Here is a 19,233-nt window from a genome sequence, read left to right on the forward strand (position 1 = left end):
GTCTGTAACAAACTTGCTTTGCTGTAATTCGTTAAATAACCATAAGTTAAGTCATTATGTCTAAAGCAAATCAAACATCAGCAACCGAACAAATGCCGACATTCGAAACATCTCTCAAAGAGCTGGAAGACATTGTTATTCGGCTGGAATCCGGGGAACTCCCATTAGAAGATGCGTTGAATGAATTTGAACGTGGTATTCAACTTGCAAGACAAGGGCAGAAAACGCTTCAACAGGCGGAACAACGAGTGCAAATTTTATTGAACCATGATGCACAATCGCCACTTGATGAATTTTCGTCCGATGCTGAGTAAATTTATGTCCGAACAATATAAGACACCTTGTGAAGCACCCTCTTTTGAAGAAATTTTGCACACTTGTCAGCAGCATATTAATGACAAGCTGCTGGCAACATTTTCTTCATTGCCTGTTTTAAACAGCCCACTAGGCACAGCAATGCAATATGGTGCGGTACTGGGTGGAAAACGGCTGCGCCCATTTTTAGTTTACAGCGTGGGAGAAATGCTTGGCCTCCCCAAAAAGAGCCTTGATGCCGCCGCCCTCGCAGTAGAGTGCATCCATGCTTATTCATTGATTCATGATGATTTACCCGCAATGGATAACGACGATTTACGTCGCGGGCAACCGACCTGTCATATCAAATTTGGTGAAAGTCAGGCTATTTTAGCCGGAGATGCCTTACAATCACTGGCCTTTGAAATTCTGGCAAAACAGGACATGCCCAATGTTGCCTTATCCGATCGCCTTGCCATGATTGCTGAATTGGCAAGCGCCAGCGGGTTTGCCGGCATGTGCGGGGGGCAGTCACTGGATTTGGAAGCTGAAGGTAAACAGATCGATCTTGCCTCGCTGGAACAGATCCACCGACATAAAACAGGGGCATTAATACGTTCAGCCGTCCGACTGGCCGCTTATGGTGCAGGGCAACGCGGCCGTGAAGCATTGCCTTTGCTGGAGCAATACGCCCAAGCCATCGGTCTGGCATTTCAGGTACATGATGATATTCTGGATGTCATTGGCAATACGGAAGTGATTGGCAAGCGTCAGGGCAACGATCAGCAACTCGGCAAAAATACCTATCCGGCATTATTAGGTTTAGAACAAGCCCAGAAAAAAGCCCAGAAGCTGTATGAAGAAGCGCTCGACGCCCTGACAGAACTGGAAAAACAGGCATATAACACCGCAATCTTAAAAAAACTGGCTGGTTTTATCATTGAGAGAAACAGCTAAAAAAATCGGTCATATTAATCTTCGAATGCACCCTCAACCAACGTCTAACGGGTATAGCATTTTATACAGGCATAGCATGAGCATTGATATAGCGAAATATCCAACATTGGCATTGGCAGAAACTCCAGAAGAGCTTCGCCTGCTACCCAAAGAAACCTTGCCAAAGTTATGTGATGAACTGCGTCAATTTTTGCTGAACAGTGTCAGCCGTTCCAGTGGTCACTTTGCTTCCGGCCTTGGCGCTATCGAATTAACCGTCGCACTCCATTATGTTTATAAAACGCCCTTTGATAATTTAGTCTGGGATGTGGGTCATCAGGCCTACCCACACAAAATTTTGACTGGACGTCGTGATCGCATTAATACCATTCGCCAAAAAAATGGCCTTCATCCCTTCCCTTGGCGGGAAGAAAGTGAATACGACACCTTATGTGTCGGTCACTCATCCACCTCCATCAGTGCAGGCTTAGGGATGGCGATTGCTGCCAAACATGAAGGCAAAGGCCGCAAGACAGTATGCGTCATCGGGGATGGTGCCATTACTGCGGGCATGGCGTTCGAAGCCATGAACCATGCCGGGGCTATCGACCCTGACATGTTGGTGATCCTCAATGACAATGAAATGTCTATCTCTGAAAACGTCGGAGCATTGAATAACCATCTGGCACAAATTCTGTCCGGCAAGCTGTACACAACGCTGCGTGAAGGCGGCAAAAAGGTATTTTCCAACCTGCCTCCGATCAAAGAGTTATTGAAAAAAACGGAAGAGCACCTGAAAGGCATGGTGGTGCCCGGAACGCTGTTCGAAGAGCTTGGCTTCAACTATATCGGGCCTGTTGATGGTCATGATGTATTGGCGCTGACCCAGACGTTGAAAAATATGCGTGAACTGAAAGGGCCACAATTCCTGCATATCATGACGAAAAAAGGTCGTGGTTATGCGCCAGCGGAAAAAGATCCCATCAGTTGGCATGCCGTTCCCAAATTTGATCCCGCGACCGGTTCCCTGCCAAAAAGCGCAGAGACTCGCCCGACATTCTCCAAGATCTTCGGTGACTGGCTGTGTGAAGAAGCCGTACATGATAAAAGATTGATGGCGATCACCCCCGCCATGCGGGAAGGTTCCGGCATGGTGCGTTTCTCCCGCGAGTATCCTGAGCAATACTTTGATGTCGCGATTGCCGAACAACATGCGGTCACGTTTGCCGCAGGTCTGGCTATCGGCGGTTACAAGCCTGTCGTCGCCATTTACTCCACCTTCCTGCAACGCGCTTATGATCAAGTGATCCACGATGTCGCCATCCAAAACCTGCCTGTCTTGTTTGCCATCGACCGTGGCGGCATCGCCGGTGCAGATGGTCAGACCCATCAAGGGGCATTTGATCTCTCCTTCCTGCGCTGTATTCCGAATATGGTCATCATGGCGCCCAGCGATGAAAACGAATGCCGTCAGATGCTGCATACCGGATATCATTATCAAGCCGGCCCTGCTGCTGTCCGTTATCCTCGTGGTACAGGCACCGGTGCTGAACGCCAACCGCTGGAAACATTGCCCATCGGCAAGGGCGTGATCCGCCGTCAGGGGGAACGCATTGCAATCCTTAACTTTGGCACATTATTACCTTATGCACAGCAAGCGGCAGAAGCCCTGAATGCAACCGTTGTGGACATGCGTTTTGTCAAACCGCTGGATAAAGAATTAATACTGGAAATGGCCGCCAGCCATGACTTGCTGGTGACTTTGGAAGAAAATGCCATCATGGGCGGTGCCGGCAGTGGGGTTAACGAACTGCTGATGCAGGAAAAGTTATCCACTCCCGTATTGAATCTGGGTTTACCCGATTATTTTATCCCGCAAGGAACACAACAAGAGCTTCATGTTGATTTAGGACTCGATGCAACGGGTATTCAACACAGTATCGAAAAATATCTGGCTAAATAAATTTTAATCATGGATGAATGTTTAATAGCAACATTCATCCGTTTTTCTCTCTATTGAAATTCTTATTCCCTATAATTTTTCTATTCCAAATAAACAACATTCTAAAATTGCAGATCAATTCCAAACTCCTATTTATAGTTTCAAAAAATAATCATTAACATCAATAAATAGCTTTTCATAATACCGCTACACTTTGGCGAAGGCATGTGGCATAAGGCGTCAGGGATGTTTCATCTACAAACGACCACCAGATGGGACTTAGCCGTTAATTCTGGTAACCAGCAAAAAGTAACTGTACATTTATACAGTTGCTTTTTGCAAAGCTATTTATATTCCTGCTCTATTTTTTAATGTTTTATATAGCCGATAAACTTTAAGTTGCAGCTCGCAAAATAAAAGCATCTTGAAGTACGGCGAGTAAAAACAACAACAAGGTACCGTCATGAAAACGATTTTAGTCACGGCTTTTGAGCCTTTCGGTGGTGAAACCATCAATCCATCATGGGAGGCCGTCAGGCCATTGCAGGGAGACCAAATTGCGGGGGCGAATATTGAAGTTTGCCAACTGCCTTGCGTTTTCGATGCTTCCCTGAAACATCTCTACACCGCCATTGAACGGGTTAAAGCCGAGGTGGTGATTGCCGTCGGGGAAGCCGGAGGCAGACCCAATATCAGTGTAGAACGCATCGCAATCAATGTTAACGATGCCCGTATTCCGGATAACGCTGACAAACAGCCAATTGATACGCCTGTCATTATAGGTGGCCCCGCGGCTTATTTTTCGACCCTGCCCATCAAAACCATAGTTAATGCGCTAAATGCTAGCGGCATTCCTGCAACCGTCTCCCAAACGGCGGGAACCTTCGTTTGCAACCATGTGATGTACGGGTTGCTGCATTATTTGCAGCAACGTAATTTGAACCAACCAGCCTCCGTTGTACGGGGCGGTTTTATCCACGTTCCTTATTTACCGGAACAGGCCGCCAGACATTCTGGTACAACCCCAAGTATGGCGGTAGAGATGATGACGACAGCATTGAAAATCGCCATCGAATCGACATTGAAGAATGCAAAAGATATTACCGCCACCGGCGGGACAACAAGCTGAATGAAACAGCCACTGAGTTCCAGTGGCTGTTTCATTCAGAAAGGTAACACTTGGTAGAAATTCAGTAGCCAGATAACCACCACCGCAAAGATAGCTGCGATAATGTCATCCAGCATAATGCCGATACCACCTTTCACATAGCGGTCAAACCAGCGGATCGGCCAGGGTTTCCACATATCAAAAATGCGGAATACCACAAAGCCAACCAAAACCCATTGCCAGTTGAGCACCGGGATCGCCATCAGGGTGATCCACATACCTATGAATTCATCCCAGACGACACAACCCGGATCATCCACCTTCATTGCATCAGCAGCCTTCTGGCAGATCACGCAGCCAATGACGGTTCCCAACACAATCGCCAGCCAGATTCCCCATGTCGGTAGCTGCACCAGCAACAACCAGAAAGGGATCGCCGCCACGGAACCCATTGTGCCCGGTATCACCGGCGATAAGCCACTGCCGAACCCCGTCGCCAGTAAATGCCACGCATTACTCATTTTTAAGTGGCGTTTTGCATCATCCATGTGTTCCCTCCGTTTGATCATTTTCTTCCTGATGCGCAACCGGACAAAGTGCTACCGGTTTTTTATCCGTTTTAAAATGGTCAAAGCCGTTCAGATCCAATGCAATTTCTTCATTATGGTTAAAATAGCGGATGCCTTCTGATTCCGGCCTGATTTGCCCAATACAGCAGAAACTCGCGCCGGCATGGGCCAATGCCATATTTAACGCGCCACGGTTCAGCTCAGGTACGGTGAAGCACAATTCATAATCTTCCCCGCCGCTCAACGCCCATTTCAACGCCTGTTCAGGGGAGACATATTGCTGCATCGCTTCCGAATAAGGTAACGCATCCAGATTAATACGCGCACCACATTGGCTCGTGGTCAGAATATGGTTGAGGTCAGAAATTAATCCATCAGACAAATCAATCGCGGAAGATGCCAGATTACGCAATGCCTGTCCTTGTAAAACACGTGGTTGTGGACGGAGATGACGCTTGACCAGCCAGTTGTGGATCGCAGGATCTTCCACCATCAGGCGCTCTTGCAGCAAGGCAAGCCCTGCGGCACTGTCACCCAAGGTTCCGGTGACATAAATCCAATCGCCGTTTTTCGCCCCGGCACGACGCAAAGCCCTGCCAGCCGGTACCAGTCCATGTACGGTCAGCGTCAAACTCATGGGGCCTTTTGTCGTATCCCCACCAATTAACTGCATACCGTAATAGTTCAATTGTTCAAACAGACTATCACTAAACCGTTTTAACCAATCTTCATTGACGTCAGGCAACGTTAACGCCAACGATGCCCAAGCCGGATCGGCCCCAACAGCAGCCAGATCACTGATATTGACAGCTAAGGCTTTATAGGCCAAATCTTCCGGTGAGATCTCAGGAAGGAAATGGACACCCGCAACCAACGTATCTGTTGTTACCGCTAATTCTTGCTTATCTGCAACGGTTATCAGTGCACAATCATCACCAATCCCCAGACTGACATCGCGGCGGCGGACGAGATGGCGATTGAAATAACGTGCAATGAGGTCAAATTCACCACATGCCATAATAGAATTCCAAAAAGTGACCAATGACGAGCACATGAGGCCGGAAATCCGGCCTCATGTGTAAAATCATCGAGTTATAATGGGGAACTCCTGACAAGCAATCACTTTTTCTTGCGTGCTGCCGGGCCAGCTTTATCCAACACCCCATTCACGAATTTATGGCTATCTTCAGCGCCAAACACTTTTGCCAGTTCAATGCCTTCATTAATAACCACTTTGTAGGGAACATCATCACGAAAGCTTAGTTCAAACATCGACACGCGCAAGATAGCTTTTTCTACCTGACCTAACTCTTCGAGCTGGCGGGAAAGATAAGGCGCCATCAAGGCATCCAATTTTGTAGCATTGACTGCTACCCCGGACAGCAATTCACGGAAATAGGTGACATCAACACCGGTTACGTCCTGCTCTGACAGAAACTGCAATTCAACATCAGCGATGTTGTTTTTGGATAATTGCCATGAATAAATTGCCTGAACAGCACACTCACGAGCACGACGACGAGCAGCAGGTTTCACAAAATTCCCCTTAATTAAAACTAAAAAAACTTAAGCCTTAATGGCTTTGATTACATTAATCATTTCCAATGCGGTCAAGGCTGCTTCCGCACCTTTATTACCCGCTTTAGTCCCTGCGCGTTCAATGGCCTGTTCAATATTTTCAGTTGTCAGAACACCAAATGTGACAGGAATGTCGCTGGACATTGCCACACTGGACAAGCCTGAACTGCATTCGCCGGCAACATATTCGAAGTGGGCTGTACCGCCACGGATAACCGTTCCCAAAGCGATAACCGCATCATATTTTTGCGACTCTGCCAGCGCCTTGACCGCTAATGGCAGTTCATAAGCGCCTGGCACCCATACGACGGTGATATTGTCTGTAGAAACCTGACCGATGCGATCCAACGCATCAATGGCCCCTTCCAGCAGGCTGTCATTAATGAAGTTGTTAAAGCGGGCAATCGCAATAGCAATGCGGGCTTTAGGAGCTGCAACAACACCTTTGATTACGTTCATAGCCTTCCTTATACCTTATTCATATCCGCAGGGGCGCGGATCTTATCACATTATTTTTCTCTGCGTCTTGATTTATGGCTTGCCTGAAATCAAAACACCTAGCGCGGTCGTAAGCGGAGGCGCACATCAGGGCCAATCTGTTGAACATCAAACAGAGAGAATTCAGGCGCATCCGATAATTTTTGCAATTCAGGGAGATCAAACAACCCACGGGCACGGTGACCCAATACTTTAGGCGCGATATAAAGGATCAATTCATCGACCAAGCCCAGCGATAATAAAGCCCCGGCCAAAGCAGGGCCACATTCCGCCCAGACAGAATTCACCTGACGCTTACCCAGTTGCATCATCAGCAACACTAAATCAACACCGTTACCATGTTCTGGCAATAAAATCTGTTCGACATGATCAGGCCACTTTTGCTCAATCCATTCTTGCGGATCTTGCTGAGTCCGTGCTAACCAACATTCCCCGGTTTGCCGGACAACTTGGTGCTGTGGCGTCACACGATTTTGACTGTCTGTAATAATACGGATCGGCTGGCGGAGCAATGCTTGCGGATAAACGGCTTGTGTTTCAGCATCCAGTTCATGCCAGCGGACGGTCAGGGAAGGATCATCTGCCAATACTGTTGCGCTGGAACTCAAAATGGCACTGCATTGCGCCCGGAGTTTCTGTACATCCTGACGGGCTTGCGGTGAGGTAATCCACTTGCTTTCCCCCGATGCCAACGCAGTCCGGCCATCCAATGATGCGCCCAGTTTCAATTGCAGGTACGGGAACCCTGTCCGCATACGTTTAAGAAAACCCTTATTCAGGGATTCCGCCTGTCCCATCATCAAGCCATGTTCAACGGCAATGCCGGCCTGCTGTAATTTATACAAACCCCGTCCGGCAACTTGCGGATTGGGATCTTGCATCGCGACCACCACACGGCTTAAGCCTGCGGCAATCAAAGCATCAGCACAAGGCGGCGTTTTACCGTGATGGCTGCACGGTTCAAGGGTAACATAAGCGGTCGCGCCCTTGGCTTTCTCGCCGGCCATGCGCAGGGCATGAACTTCGGCATGGGGTTCGCCCGCCCGTAAATGAAAACCTTCCCCAACGATCTGCTCATCCTTCACGATGACACAACCGACATTTGGATTTGGGGATGTGGTAAAACGTCCCTGATGCGCTAATTCCAGCGCGCGGGACATATAAATTTCATCAAGTGTCATAACGTTTAGTCAGTGTTTAGTCTTGTAGTCTGGCTATCTCTTCACCGAATTCGCGAATATCTTCAAAGCTACGGTAAACAGAGGCAAAACGGATATAGGCCACTTTATCCAGTTTTTTCAGTGCATCCATGACAAAGTTGCCAATCATTTTGGACGGAATTTCACGCTCTCCGGTTGCCCGTACCTGTGATTTAATATGGCTGATCGCTGTTTCTACATCATCAGAGCTGACAGGGCGTTTTTCCAGTGCCTTCTGCATTCCACGACGCAATTTCTCTTCGTCGAAAGGTTCCCGAATATCATCACTTTTAATGACGCGCGGCATCACCAGTTCGGCGACTTCAAACGTCGTGAAGCGTTCATGACATTCCAGGCACTGACGGCGACGGCGCACTTGTGAGCCATCCCCGACCAAACGGGAATCAATAACTTTAGTATCAACGGCTGCGCAAAATGGGCAATGCATATCGTTTCCTGACAGTTAACCGAAGGGATAACAGTGTACCTTGAAGTGATGATGAAAAACACCCTGTCAGTAAGTACTCACAGGGTGTTTATGCAATATCAGCGCTCAATCATGCAAAAACGATCAAGGAAGAATCGAGGGCTGATCCGCCCCTTCTTTCTCAACTTTCAGCTGGATCAAATGATCACGTTTCATACCCAACTTCAATGCCAGTGCAGAAGCAACATAGATAGACGAGATAGTACCGATAGAAACACCGATTAACATGACCAGCGAGAAGCCCTTCAGCATTTCGCCACCGAAAATGTACAGCATCAATACCACCAACAAGGTGGTTGCAGAAGTCATAATCGTCCGGCTCAGGGTTTGAGTCAGGGAAATATTGGTGATTTCATACGACGTACCACGGCGGATCTTGCGGAAGTTCTCACGGATACGATCCGATACAACGATACTATCGTTCAAGGAGTAGCCAATCACGGACATCAACGACGCAACGATAGTCAGGTCAATTTCGATGTGGAACAACGACAGGATACCCAGTGTGATAACCACGTCATGTGCCAGTGCAATCACTGCCCCCAATGCCAGACGCCATTCAAAGCGGAAACCGACATAAATCAGGATACAGATCAAGGCCACCAGTAATGCCATCGCCCCGGTTTGTGCCAGTTCGCTCCCGACACTGGGGCCAACGAATTCCACCCGTTTAACCTTGGCCTCTTTATCGATATCCTGATTAATCACCGAGATAATCTTATTGCCAAGTTCTTGCCCTGCATTCCCTGCCACCGGTGGCATACGAACCATCACATCCCGGCTACTGCCGAAATTTTGCAACAGTGGGTCAGCAAAACCATTCTGGTTCAGGCTCGCACGCATCTTGTCCAGATCCGCGGGTTTACTTAGCTGCACTTCAATTACCGTACCACCGGTAAAATCAAGCCCCCAGTTAAACCCACGAGTGCCGATCATTATGATGGAAGCGACCAACAGCAGGAACGAAATCCCAAAGGCAACGTTGTCCCAGCGCATAAAGTCGATAACTTTACGCCCATAGTTTAATTGTTCAACAGTATAATCCTGTGCCACAACGTGCTCCTTAAATTGACAGCTTATTGACACGCTTGCCACCGTACAGCAAGTTCACGATTGCACGTGTTCCCACAATCGCAGTGAACATCGACGTCGCCACACCAATAGTGGTGGTGATTGCGAAGCCCTTGATAGAACCAGTACCCACGGCATACAAAATGATGGCAGTAATCAACGTCGTCAGGTTGGCATCGATGATACTGGAAAACGCCCCTCGATAACCTTCATGAATTGCCTGCTGGACTGAACGGCCATTGCGCAACTCTTCTTTGATACGTTCGTTGATCAAGACGTTCGCATCCACGGCGACGGCAAGTGTCAGGACAATACCGGCAATCCCCGGCATGGTCAGCGTCGCTCCCGGCAACAGGGACATAATACCGACAATCAGTACCAAGTTAGCCAGTAACGCAGAACTCGCAATAAAGCCAAACTTGCGGTAGTAAATCACCATAAATACGACAGAAGCAATCAGACCCCACAGACACGCCTCAAGGCCCTGCTCAATATTCTGCAAGCCCAGTGTTGGCCCAATCGTCCGCTCTTCCACAATCTGGATTGGTGCGATCAACGCCCCTGCACGCAGTAACAGCGATAACTGACGGGCTTCAGACGGATTGCTAATGCCCGTAATGCGGAAACTGTTACCCAAGCGGGACTGAATCGTGGCAATGTTGATAACTTCTTCTTGTTTAACCAAAACCGAACGACCATTGGCATCTTTCTTGCCGCTGTCCTTGTATTCCACAAACAGCGTTGCCATTGGCTTATGCAGGTTGTCTTTGGTGAAATTAGACATCGCTGTGCCACCCGCACTATCCAGCGAGATATTCACCTGCGGATAACCGTTCTCATCCGTGCTGGAAGTCGAATCGGTAATATGATCGCCCGTCAGGATAACACGCTTGTACAGCACAACAGGGCTGCCATCACGGGTATCTTTCACTTCTGAATCAGCCGGGATACGGCCATATTGCACGACGTTCTGGTCAACATTGGCATTGACCAAGCGGAATTCCAGTGTTGCGGTTGCCCCAAGGATCTCTTTTGCGCGGGCAGTATCCTGAATACCGGGCAGTTCAACAACGATACGGTCGGCACCTTGACGTTGAACCAGAGGTTCCGCAACCCCCAATTGGTTAACACGGTTACGCAAGATAGTGATGTTCTGCTGTACCGCATAAGTACGCGCTTCACGCAGGCGCTCATCACTCATCACGACTTTCAGCGTGCTTTCTGCGCCAGAGGAGAACACTAAGTCACGGTGACGGGGTTCAAGATAGTTTTCCGCTTTAGAACGTGCGTCATTATCACGGAAGCTCACTTCGACACCGTAATTATCCATTTTGCGGATAGTCGAATAAGGAATGCCTTGTTCACGCAGTTCAGAGCGCAGGCTATCAATATTCTGTTCCTGCAATTTGCCCAGCGCGGTTTCCATATCCACTTCCATCAAGAAGTGAACACCGCCGCGCAGGTCAAGCCCCAGTTTCATTGGTTCAGCACCGACAACTCTTAACCAAATGGGCGTTGCCGGTGCGAGGTTCAATGCCACGACATATTGTTCACCCAGTGCAGAAACCAGTGCTTCACGCGCACGGAGTTGCACATCAGTGCTATTGAAACGAGCAAGGATTGCGCCATTTTCCAATGCAATGGACTTGCTCTTGATATGATCTTGTTCTAATACATTACGGACTTGGTCCAGCGTTTTTTCACTGGCGGCGATGCCTCGCGCGCCAGTGATTTGTACAGCCGGATCCTCACCATAAAGGTTGGGAAGTGCATAAAGCAAACCGATGAGGATCACAGCGATCAGCATCAGATACTTCCACAAAGGATAACGGTTCAACACGGCAGTTCCCTTCGGGAAAATCGGAAAATTAAATAGCCTTCATTGTACCTTTCGGCAGAACGGCGGCGACGAAGTCACGTTTTACGGTTATTTCTGTGGTCTCATTCAGTGCAATGACAACATAGCCTGTTTCAGACACTTTAGTGACACGACCAACCAAACCACCAGAAGTCAGCACTTCATCTCCCTTGGAGATGGAATTCATCAGTTTCTTATGTTCTTTGGTACGTTTTTGTTGTGGACGCAGGATCATGAAATAGAAAATCAAACCGAAAACAACCAGCATGATAATCAGAGAATATGGGTTCCCCTGAGATTGCGCAGATGTACCAGCGGCTGCCGCAGCATCAGAAATAAAAAGACTCATCAAATTTCCCTCATTGTTATCGAAAATGTGACTGCCGAAAATAATGTTATTGAAAATCGACAGTGGCTCGATCAAAAACCAGCCCAATATGCTACACATATTGAGACTGATTAGTCACGATAAATTATATATTTAACGGCGGAACGGGTTTACCGATCTGCTGATAAAACGCTTCGACAAACGGTTCCAGTTTGCCTTCTTCAATGGCTTGGCGAATTCCGGCCATCAAACGCTGATAATACCTTAAATTATGTATCGTATTCAGCCTTGCACCCAGAATTTCGTTACAACGATCAAGGTGATGGAGGTATGCCCGGCTATAATTGCGACACGTATAGCAATCACAATGCTCATCCAGCGGAGCCGTATCTTCTTTGTGTTTGGCGTTGCGGATTTTAATCACCCCTTCGGTCACAAACAGGTGACCATTGCGGGCATTACGTGTTGGCATCACGCAGTCAAACATATCGATACCCCGACGGACACCTTCAACCAAGTCTTCCGGCTTGCCGACGCCCATCAAATAGCGAGGCTTATCCTGTGGGATCTGAGGGCAAACATGTTCCAGGATACGGTGCATGTCCTCTTTAGGTTCACCGACCGCCAGCCCCCCTACAGCGTAGCCATCAAAGCCGATTTCCACCAGCCCTTTTATGGATACATCACGCAAGTCTTCGTAAACACCACCCTGAATAATGCCAAACAAGGCATTTTTATTCGCCAGCTCATCAAAACGCTGACGACTACGGGCAGCCCAGCGCAATGACATTTCCATAGAACGTTTCGCATAATCCCAATCAGCGGGATATGGCGTACATTCATCAAAAATCATGACAATATCGGAACCCAAGTCATATTGGATTTCCATGGATTTTTCCGGGCTGAGAAACACCGGCGTCCCATTGATTGGGTTACGGAAGTGAACCCCCTCTTCCTTGATTTTACGCATGGCACCGAGGCTAAAAACCTGAAAACCGCCAGAATCCGTCAAAATAGGGCCTTGCCACTGCATAAAATCATGCAGGTCACCATGCAGTTTCATGATTTCCTGCCCCGGACGCAACCAAAGGTGGAAAGTGTTCCCTAATAATATCTGCGCCCCGGTTTCTTTCACCTCTTCCGGTGTCATTCCTTTTACCGTGCCGTAAGTGCCCACAGGCATAAATGCCGGTGTTTCCACAACGCCACGATCAAAAACCAAGCGGCCACGGCGGGCATTGCCATCCGTCTTTTGTAACTCAAATTTCACTTAACCTCCAGACATCAGAAAGACAGTCCGATGCGATGTTTAGACACTATTCAAATCAGCGGAGCCGAAATGAAGAATATTTTGATTTTAAACTCTTTTATTTCAAGCTCTTTTATTTCAAAGAATAAAATTTATTTGAATACCATCTCTTTTGGCACTTATTCTTGTGCTACGCGTTCTTTTGCTGCCATTTTATTGCGATTAATAAACATGGCATCACCATAACTGAAAAAGCGATATCTTTTTGTGACCGCTTCTTTGTAGGCGCTCATGGTATTCTTATAACCGGCAAATGCGGAAACCAGCATGATAAGTGTGGATTCTGGCAGATGGAAATTGGTGATCAGTGTGTCGATAACCTGATATTCAAACCCGGGATAGATAAAGATTTGGGTGTCACCAAAAAATGGCGCGATAATCCCATTCTGACAAGCTCTCGCGGCACTTTCCAGTGAGCGGACTGAGGTTGTTCCTACCGCAATAACGCTATTGCCACGTGCCTTACATGCCAGCACCGCATCCACGACCTCCTGTGGCACTTCCGCATATTCGGTATGCATCACGTGCTCTTCAAGCGTGTCCACCCGCACCGGCTGAAAAGTCCCGGCGCCGACATGCAGGGTAACAAAGGCCATTTCAATGCCTTTTTCACGCAGGGCGGCCAAAAGAGGCTCATCAAAATGTAACCCGGCAGTCGGAGCCGCCACCGCACCAGGGCGTTCACTATAGACGGTCTGATATAACTCACGATCCGCCTCTTCATCAGGACGCGCGATATAAGGGGGCAAAGGCATGTGACCAATCTGATCCAAAATGGTCAATACGTCACGTTCATCATCAAACCGGATTTCAAACAACGTATCGTGACGCGCCAGCATCGTTGCCTTAATGTTTCGAGTCTCACCCAGAGCATCTTCACCAAGAACATCACCACCAAGAATAAGTTCAGTCCCTTCTTTCGGTGCCTTGGACGCACGAACGTGAGCAAGCACTCGCTTATCATCCAGCACCCTTTCGACTAAAACTTCTAGCTTTCCCCCCGTCGCCTTGCGGCCAAACAGGCGCGCAGGAATAACGCGGGTATTATTGAAAACCAACAGATCCCCCGCTTCCAGCTTATCCAGCACATCAGTAAAAATACCGTGCGTCAGTTTGCCTGTTTCGCCATCAAGGGAAAGCAGGCGACAAGCACTTCGTTGCGGCTGGGGATAGTGAGCAATCAGCTCTTCTGGTAGTTCAAATGTAAAATCAGCGACACGCATTTTATCTGTATCAATCAAAAAAATAGGCGGACTAGTCTAGTCCCGCAAACGCGAGGGTGCAACAAAGAAGCTTCCAGTTTAACTACTTTATGGCAGATTCTTTTACTGTATACTCCCCCTATGAATTTTCTCGCACACCTTCATTTAGCTGCATTATCGGAAAGTTCCCTATTGGGAAATTTGATGGCGGATTTCGTCCGGGGCTCCCCGGAAGGCGCGTTCAGTTCCGACATTGCAGCGGGTATCCGCATGCATCGTCGGGTAGACAGCCTGACGGATCAGCATCCGCTTGTCACGGAAGCCCGCAAATTATTTCGTGACGAATATCGGCGCGTTGCCCCAATTACCCTTGATATCATCTGGGATCACTTTCTTTCCCGGCATTGGGACAAATTTGAAAAACATTACTCGTTACCTGAGTTTGTCAGTTTTGCCCGCCGCAATATAGAACCTTATCTCGCCTCAACCCCGGAAAAATTTCAAGCATTGAACAACATTCTCTGGTCACAGAATTTACTGATCCGTTATGCTGATATGTCATGTATCGCCAATGTCTTGCAAAGCATGGCACGCACGCGACCGAAATTATCCGCACTGGCCGGATCGTATCAGGATATAGAAAATCATTACCTTGATTTTGAAACACTATTTTTCCAGTTCTACCCAGAAATGATGGTATTAGCGTCAAATAAACGTCTGCTGGGGTAGCAATTTGAACTTTTCACCACTTGAACTTTTCATCAATAGTTTTATCTTAATGTAGTCCAAAAGGAATTAAAGATAGTTTATTGATAGTTAAAACCTATGATATCGATTGGTATTTTATCCTTTATTGCTATACCCTAATTCCTTATGCTGTAACCCGTTTTTACATAACACCTTTTAAAATCACAGGAGTCAATTATGGTTTTAGTAACCCGCCAAGCCCCTGACTTTACAGCTACTGCAGTTCTCGGTAACGGTGAAATCGTTAATAACTTCAACCTGAAAAAACACCTGAATGGCCGCCCTGCTGTTATTTTCTTCTGGCCAATGGATTTCACTTTTGTTTGCCCTTCTGAACTGATCGCGTTCGATCATCGCTATGAAGAATTCCAGAAACGTGGTGTTGAAATTATTGGTGTCTCCTTCGACTCTGAATTCGTTCACAACGCATGGCGTAAAACCCCAATCAACGAAGGCGGCATCGGCGAAGTCAAATACCCAATGGTTGCTGACATCAAACGTGACATCATGAAAGCCTACGGCATTGAGCACCCAGAAGCTGGCGTTGCCCTGCGTGGTTCTTTCCTGATCGACAAAAACGGTGTTGTCCGCCATCAAGTGGTTAACGATCTGCCACTGGGCCGTAACATCGATGAAATGCTGCGTATGGTTGACGCGCTGCAATTCCATGAAGAGCACGGCGAAGTTTGTCCTGCACAATGGGCAAAAGGTCAAGAAGGTATGGGCGCTTCACCAGAAGGCGTAGCAAAATACCTGACCAAAAACGCTGACAAGCTGTAATCTCCATCAGGATTTAATCAGTTCAACATTTGAACCCTGCCAAAATCCAAAACCAGCCATTCCATCGGCTGGTTTTTTTGTTTCCAAAATCCCACTCTTTAGATAAGGTAAGCCTAGCATTCGAAACAAAATAATCACAATCACATAAAATTATTAACAACCAACCCGAATGGGCTTATCTCAGGAGAACAACACATGTTCAAAGCATGGAAAATTCCACTTATCGCTCTATCCCTACTTATTTCCGCCCCGCTTTATTCTGCCACTGAGCCTGCTGTTGAAGCCAAACAAGGCATGGTCGTCAGCTCACAGCGCCTTGCTTCACAAACCGGCATCGATATTCTCAAAATGGGCGGAAACGCCATTGATGCCGCAGTTGCCGTTGGCTATGCCCAAGCCGTGGTGAATCCCTGCTGCGGCAATATTGGTGGTGGTGGTTTCATGACTATCCATCTCGCCGATGGTAAAGATACTTTCATTAATTTCCGTGAAACCGCCCCTGCAACTGCCAGCGCTGATATGTATCTGGATAAAGACGGAAAAGTTATCAAAGGTGCCAGCCTGTATGGTTATAAAGCGATTGCTGTACCGGGCACAATCATGGGATTTGAAGAGGCATTGAAAAAGTACGGCACATTGACCCGCGAACAAGTCATGGCGCCAGCAATCAAACTGGCACGTGAAGGTTATATTCTCACCCGTGGCGATACCGATGTCCTGGACACCACAGTGAAGCGCTTCGCCCAAGATCCGGAAGCTGCGCGTATTTTCCTGCGCCAGGATGGGACGCCATTCGAACCCGGTGACAGACTCATCCAAACCGATTTGGCTAACACGCTGGAAATGATTGCCAAACAAGGGCCTGATGCTTTTTACCACGGTAAAATTCCCCAATTAGTCGAAAAAGCGTCAAAAAAATTAGGGGGATTGATAACCGCGGCGGATTTCGCCAATTACCACGTCACAGAAACATCCCCTGTCACCTGTAGTTACCGGGGCTACAAATTTATCTCTTCCCCACCTCCCAGCTCTGGTGGCGTCACGTTATGCGAGATATTAAACATTGCTGAAGGCTACGATCTTAAAGCCATGGGGTACAACTCTGCTGCCTATATTCATACATTGACAGAAGCCATGCGCCACGCCTACATGGACAGAAATACCTATCTGGGCGATCCGGCATTTATCAACAACCCGCTTGACCGACTGTTGAGTAAAAGCTACGCCGAATCGATCAGAAAAGAGATTCAGCCCAACAAAGCCACCCCATCCGTGAATATCCAGCCGGGCATTGGCCCGCATGAAAAACCCGAAACCACCCACTATTCCGTGGTCGATAAAGCAGGTAATGCGGTATCAACGACTTACACTATCAATGGCCGTTTTGGTGCTGTCGTGATTGCACCAGGAACAGGTTTTTTCCTTAACGATGAAATGGATGATTTCACCACTAAGATCGGTGAGAAAAATCTGTACGGGCTGGTGCAAGGCGCAACCAACTCCATTGCGCCGGGTAAGCGCCCACTATCATCAATGAGCCCGACACTGGTAACCAAAGATAATAAGATCTTTCTGGTCTTAGGTTCTCCGGGAGGTTCACGCATTATCTCCATCACGCTACAAGCTGCCCTGAATATCATCGAATTCAACATGCCACCACAAGAAGCCGTCAATAGCCCACGGTTCCACCATCAATGGCTACCTGATGAGGTCCATTATGAGCAACGTGGCTTGTCGAAAGATACGCTGAATTTACTGGAAAAAATGGGCTATAAAATGGTGGAACAGACACCTTGGGGTGCCACAGAGTTAATTATGATTGGATTGCCGGGTGCCGCCGGGGTGACACCCGCTTCATCAGGCAATGATTCCGCCATATCAGGTATTGTCCGTGAAGGCTACATCTACGGTTCCAATGATGCACGGCGACCTGCCGGTGCCGCCATGGGTTATTAAATGGTTAACGGGCGGTTTTGATGGTTAAACCCGCCCGTTTGACACCATCAAATCAGTCCGTGTACCAAAATCACACCGATACATAAAGGCCCGACATATCGCCATATAAACAGTAAACACTGACGATTCCGCGATGACATATTGTCCGGTATGAGTGCATTGGCCTTACGTGACCAGCCAAATACGAGGCAAATGATAATCCCGAACAGTGGCATCAGGACATTGGAAGTAATAAAGTCCAGCATGTCGAAGATGGTTTTTCCACCTAATGTAACGTGATTCAGGGGACCAAAAGATAAGGAAACAGGGATACCCATTAACATAATCGATGCCGTGACGATTAAGCTTGCTTTACGGCGCGACCAGTGAAAACGCGTCTGAACATAAGCAACAATGTGCTCAAGTAATGAAATGGCTGAGGTCAGTGCGGCCATGAGTAACAATAAAAAGAAAATGACGGCTAAGATTGAACCACCAGGAAGCGAGGCGAAATAAATCGGCATCGTCATAAACGTCAATCCTGGCCCGGCATTGGGTTCTAAGCCAGCAGCGGCCAAAGCAGGGAAAATCATCAGGCCAGCCAATATACAGACCAAACTGGAGAGGACGACAACCCAGATACTCGATCTGGCAATTCCTTTGTTATTCGGCAAATAGGAGCTGTACGTAATGTGGATACCCAAGCCGATAGACAGTGAAAAAAATGCCAACCCTAACGCATCTAAAACACCTTTTCCGGTCAAGCTATTGAAGTCCGGATATAAGAATAATTTTAGCCCTTCCGATGAACCCGGCAAACGGATGCCGACAATAATTAACACTATCATGATCAAGAATAGCAATGGCATCATGACCTTAACTGATTTTTCCAAACCTTTTTGCACACCCGACAAGACCACGAAACAGGTTAGCCCTGAAAATGCCAGATGGGCGATTATCGGCCACCACGGATTACTGATGAAATTGGTGAAAATAGATGTCAGTTGAGAGATGTCGGTAATATTCAACTTTCCTGTACCCGCCATCACCGTGTAACCAATAGTCCAACCACCGACAACACTGTAGAAGCTATAGATACACCATGAACTGAATACACCGATAAAGCCAACCCATCCCCAGTGTTTGCCCAGTAATTTTTTAAATGCATTAACGGCTACTTCACCCGTACAGCTTCCCAGCATGTTTTCGGCCAGCAGAACCGCAAGCCCGATTACAAAGCTAAACAATAAAAATACAATCAGAAATGCACCGCCACCATTCGTTGCTGAAACATAGGAAAATTTCCAGATGGCACCAATACCAACGGCAGATCCGGTTGCTGCTAATACGTGCCCCAGACGGGATGTCCATTGTTGACTCATGCTAACCCCC

19 protein-coding genes are annotated in these 19,233 nt (G+C 47.7%); 7 read left to right on the top strand and 12 right to left on the bottom strand.

From position 1 onward, the window contains the following. The first annotated feature begins 56 nt into the window (after positions 1-56). From xseB to pcp, 4 genes are all read left to right on the top strand, one after another. Positions 57-314, top strand: coding sequence for an exodeoxyribonuclease VII small subunit (gene xseB / locus PSI17_RS01655; protein ID WP_273550281.1), 258 nt, complete (start codon positions 57-59; stop codon positions 312-314). A gap of 4 nt (positions 315-318) precedes the next feature. Continuing rightward, a complete protein-coding gene (ispA, locus tag PSI17_RS01660) occupies positions 319-1,251 on the top strand; it encodes a (2E,6E)-farnesyl diphosphate synthase (protein WP_273550282.1) in 933 nt (310 codons plus the stop codon). Positions 1,252-1,327: 76 nt separating this feature from the next. Beyond that, positions 1,328-3,193 carry a 1-deoxy-D-xylulose-5-phosphate synthase gene (gene dxs, locus PSI17_RS01665; protein WP_273550283.1) on the top strand — a complete coding sequence of 622 codons (1,866 nt, stop codon included), beginning with the start codon at positions 1,328-1,330 and terminating at the stop codon, positions 3,191-3,193. Between the two features lie 442 nt (positions 3,194-3,635). Then, on the top strand, positions 3,636-4,301 hold the full coding sequence (gene pcp, locus PSI17_RS01670; protein ID WP_273550284.1) for a pyroglutamyl-peptidase I: 666 nt from the start codon (positions 3,636-3,638) through the stop codon (positions 4,299-4,301). A 35-nt stretch (positions 4,302-4,336) separates the two neighbouring features. Here pcp and pgpA read toward each other — a convergent pair whose 3' ends face one another. The 11 genes from pgpA to queA all read right to left on the bottom strand — a co-directional run bounded on the left by pgpA (position 4,337) and on the right by queA (position 14,400). Then, positions 4,337-4,828: a phosphatidylglycerophosphatase A gene (gene pgpA, locus PSI17_RS01675; RefSeq protein WP_273550285.1), complete on the bottom strand. Its 492-nt coding sequence runs from the start codon at positions 4,826-4,828 to the stop codon at positions 4,337-4,339. Continuing rightward, positions 4,821-5,867 carry a thiamine-phosphate kinase gene (gene thiL, locus PSI17_RS01680; protein ID WP_273550286.1) on the bottom strand — a complete coding sequence of 349 codons (1,047 nt, stop codon included), beginning with the start codon at positions 5,865-5,867 and terminating at the stop codon, positions 4,821-4,823. The genes pgpA and thiL overlap by 8 nt, the downstream gene beginning before the upstream one ends. A 101-nt stretch (positions 5,868-5,968) precedes the next feature. Continuing rightward, complete coding sequence (gene nusB / locus PSI17_RS01685; protein ID WP_273550287.1) at positions 5,969-6,385, bottom strand: transcription antitermination factor NusB; 417 nt, start codon at positions 6,383-6,385, stop codon at positions 5,969-5,971. A gap of 30 nt (positions 6,386-6,415) precedes the next feature. Beyond that, entirely contained in the window at positions 6,416-6,886 is a 471-nt protein-coding gene (gene ribH, locus PSI17_RS01690; RefSeq protein WP_273550288.1) for a 6,7-dimethyl-8-ribityllumazine synthase, read from the bottom strand. Positions 6,887-6,984: 98 nt separating this feature from the next. Then, positions 6,985-8,106 (bottom strand): bifunctional diaminohydroxyphosphoribosylaminopyrimidine deaminase/5-amino-6-(5-phosphoribosylamino)uracil reductase RibD, encoded by a 1,122-nt coding sequence (gene ribD / locus PSI17_RS01695; RefSeq protein ID WP_273550289.1) that lies wholly within the window; start codon positions 8,104-8,106, stop codon positions 6,985-6,987. A 16-nt stretch (positions 8,107-8,122) separates the two neighbouring features. Beyond that, positions 8,123-8,572 (bottom strand): transcriptional regulator NrdR, encoded by a 450-nt coding sequence (nrdR, locus tag PSI17_RS01700; RefSeq protein ID WP_092510219.1) that lies wholly within the window; start codon positions 8,570-8,572, stop codon positions 8,123-8,125. A gap of 123 nt (positions 8,573-8,695) precedes the next feature. Further along, positions 8,696-9,664, bottom strand: coding sequence for a protein translocase subunit SecF (gene secF, locus PSI17_RS01705; protein ID WP_273550290.1), 969 nt, complete (start codon positions 9,662-9,664; stop codon positions 8,696-8,698). Between the two features lie 10 nt (positions 9,665-9,674). Then, positions 9,675-11,522, bottom strand: coding sequence for a protein translocase subunit SecD (secD, locus tag PSI17_RS01710; RefSeq protein ID WP_273550291.1), 1,848 nt, complete (start codon positions 11,520-11,522; stop codon positions 9,675-9,677). 28 nt (positions 11,523-11,550) lie between these two features. Beyond that, complete coding sequence (gene yajC, locus PSI17_RS01715) at positions 11,551-11,889, bottom strand: preprotein translocase subunit YajC (RefSeq protein WP_273550292.1); 339 nt, start codon at positions 11,887-11,889, stop codon at positions 11,551-11,553. 124 nt (positions 11,890-12,013) lie between these two features. Beyond that, positions 12,014-13,138 carry a tRNA guanosine(34) transglycosylase Tgt gene (gene tgt, locus PSI17_RS01720; RefSeq protein WP_273550293.1) on the bottom strand — a complete coding sequence of 375 codons (1,125 nt, stop codon included), beginning with the start codon at positions 13,136-13,138 and terminating at the stop codon, positions 12,014-12,016. Between the two features lie 158 nt (positions 13,139-13,296). Beyond that, positions 13,297-14,400 carry a tRNA preQ1(34) S-adenosylmethionine ribosyltransferase-isomerase QueA gene (gene queA / locus PSI17_RS01725; protein WP_273550304.1) on the bottom strand — a complete coding sequence of 368 codons (1,104 nt, stop codon included), beginning with the start codon at positions 14,398-14,400 and terminating at the stop codon, positions 13,297-13,299. Positions 14,401-14,520: 120 nt separating this feature from the next. On the opposite strand from queA, the gene PSI17_RS01730 reads away from it, so the two are divergent. The 3 genes from PSI17_RS01730 (at position 14,521) to ggt (ending at position 17,862) form a co-directional block, all read left to right on the top strand. Further along, the gene (locus PSI17_RS01730; RefSeq protein WP_273550294.1) at positions 14,521-15,108 is read left to right on the top strand and encodes an acyl carrier protein phosphodiesterase; all 588 of its coding nucleotides are present in this window, start codon (positions 14,521-14,523) and stop codon (positions 15,106-15,108) included. Positions 15,109-15,303: 195 nt separating this feature from the next. Then, positions 15,304-15,906: a peroxiredoxin C gene (locus tag PSI17_RS01735; protein ID WP_273550295.1), complete on the top strand. Its 603-nt coding sequence runs from the start codon at positions 15,304-15,306 to the stop codon at positions 15,904-15,906. 195 nt (positions 15,907-16,101) lie between these two features. Beyond that, positions 16,102-17,862, top strand: a complete 1,761-nt coding sequence (gene ggt, locus PSI17_RS01740; protein WP_273550296.1) for a gamma-glutamyltransferase — start codon at positions 16,102-16,104, stop codon at positions 17,860-17,862. A 47-nt stretch (positions 17,863-17,909) separates the two neighbouring features. Here ggt and PSI17_RS01745 read toward each other — a convergent pair whose 3' ends face one another. Further along, positions 17,910-19,223: a sodium-dependent transporter gene (locus tag PSI17_RS01745; protein WP_273550297.1), complete on the bottom strand. Its 1,314-nt coding sequence runs from the start codon at positions 19,221-19,223 to the stop codon at positions 17,910-17,912. Between the last annotated feature and the right edge of the window lie 10 nt (positions 19,224-19,233).

It is taken from the genome of Xenorhabdus sp. IM139775, assembly GCF_028598745.1.
GTDB lineage: Bacteria > Pseudomonadota > Gammaproteobacteria > Enterobacterales > Enterobacteriaceae > Xenorhabdus.

What these genes read in the sequence shown, in the direction of transcription:
- xseB (WP_273550281.1), top strand. Translation starts at nt 57, where the DNA reads ATGTCTAAAGCAAATCAAACATCAGCAACCGAACAAATGCCGACATTC.
- thiL (WP_273550286.1), bottom strand. Translation starts at nt 5,867, where the DNA reads ATGGCATGTGGTGAATTTGACCTCATTGCACGTTATTTCAATCGCCAT.
- pcp (WP_273550284.1), top strand. Translation starts at nt 3,636, where the DNA reads ATGAAAACGATTTTAGTCACGGCTTTTGAGCCTTTCGGTGGTGAAACC.
- ribD (WP_273550289.1), bottom strand. Translation starts at nt 8,106, where the DNA reads ATGACACTTGATGAAATTTATATGTCCCGCGCGCTGGAATTAGCGCAT.
- ggt (WP_273550296.1), top strand. Translation starts at nt 16,102, where the DNA reads ATGTTCAAAGCATGGAAAATTCCACTTATCGCTCTATCCCTACTTATT.
- dxs (WP_273550283.1), top strand. Translation starts at nt 1,328, where the DNA reads ATGAGCATTGATATAGCGAAATATCCAACATTGGCATTGGCAGAAACT.
- ispA (WP_273550282.1), top strand. Translation starts at nt 319, where the DNA reads ATGTCCGAACAATATAAGACACCTTGTGAAGCACCCTCTTTTGAAGAA.
- pgpA (WP_273550285.1), bottom strand. Translation starts at nt 4,828, where the DNA reads ATGGATGATGCAAAACGCCACTTAAAAATGAGTAATGCGTGGCATTTA.
- yajC (WP_273550292.1), bottom strand. Translation starts at nt 11,889, where the DNA reads ATGAGTCTTTTTATTTCTGATGCTGCGGCAGCCGCTGGTACATCTGCG.
- PSI17_RS01730 (WP_273550294.1), top strand. Translation starts at nt 14,521, where the DNA reads ATGAATTTTCTCGCACACCTTCATTTAGCTGCATTATCGGAAAGTTCC.
- nrdR (WP_092510219.1), bottom strand. Translation starts at nt 8,572, where the DNA reads ATGCATTGCCCATTTTGCGCAGCCGTTGATACTAAAGTTATTGATTCC.
- queA (WP_273550304.1), bottom strand. Translation starts at nt 14,400, where the DNA reads ATGCGTGTCGCTGATTTTACATTTGAACTACCAGAAGAGCTGATTGCT.
- PSI17_RS01745 (WP_273550297.1), bottom strand. Translation starts at nt 19,223, where the DNA reads ATGAGTCAACAATGGACATCCCGTCTGGGGCACGTATTAGCAGCAACC.
- ribH (WP_273550288.1), bottom strand. Translation starts at nt 6,886, where the DNA reads ATGAACGTAATCAAAGGTGTTGTTGCAGCTCCTAAAGCCCGCATTGCT.
- PSI17_RS01735 (WP_273550295.1), top strand. Translation starts at nt 15,304, where the DNA reads ATGGTTTTAGTAACCCGCCAAGCCCCTGACTTTACAGCTACTGCAGTT.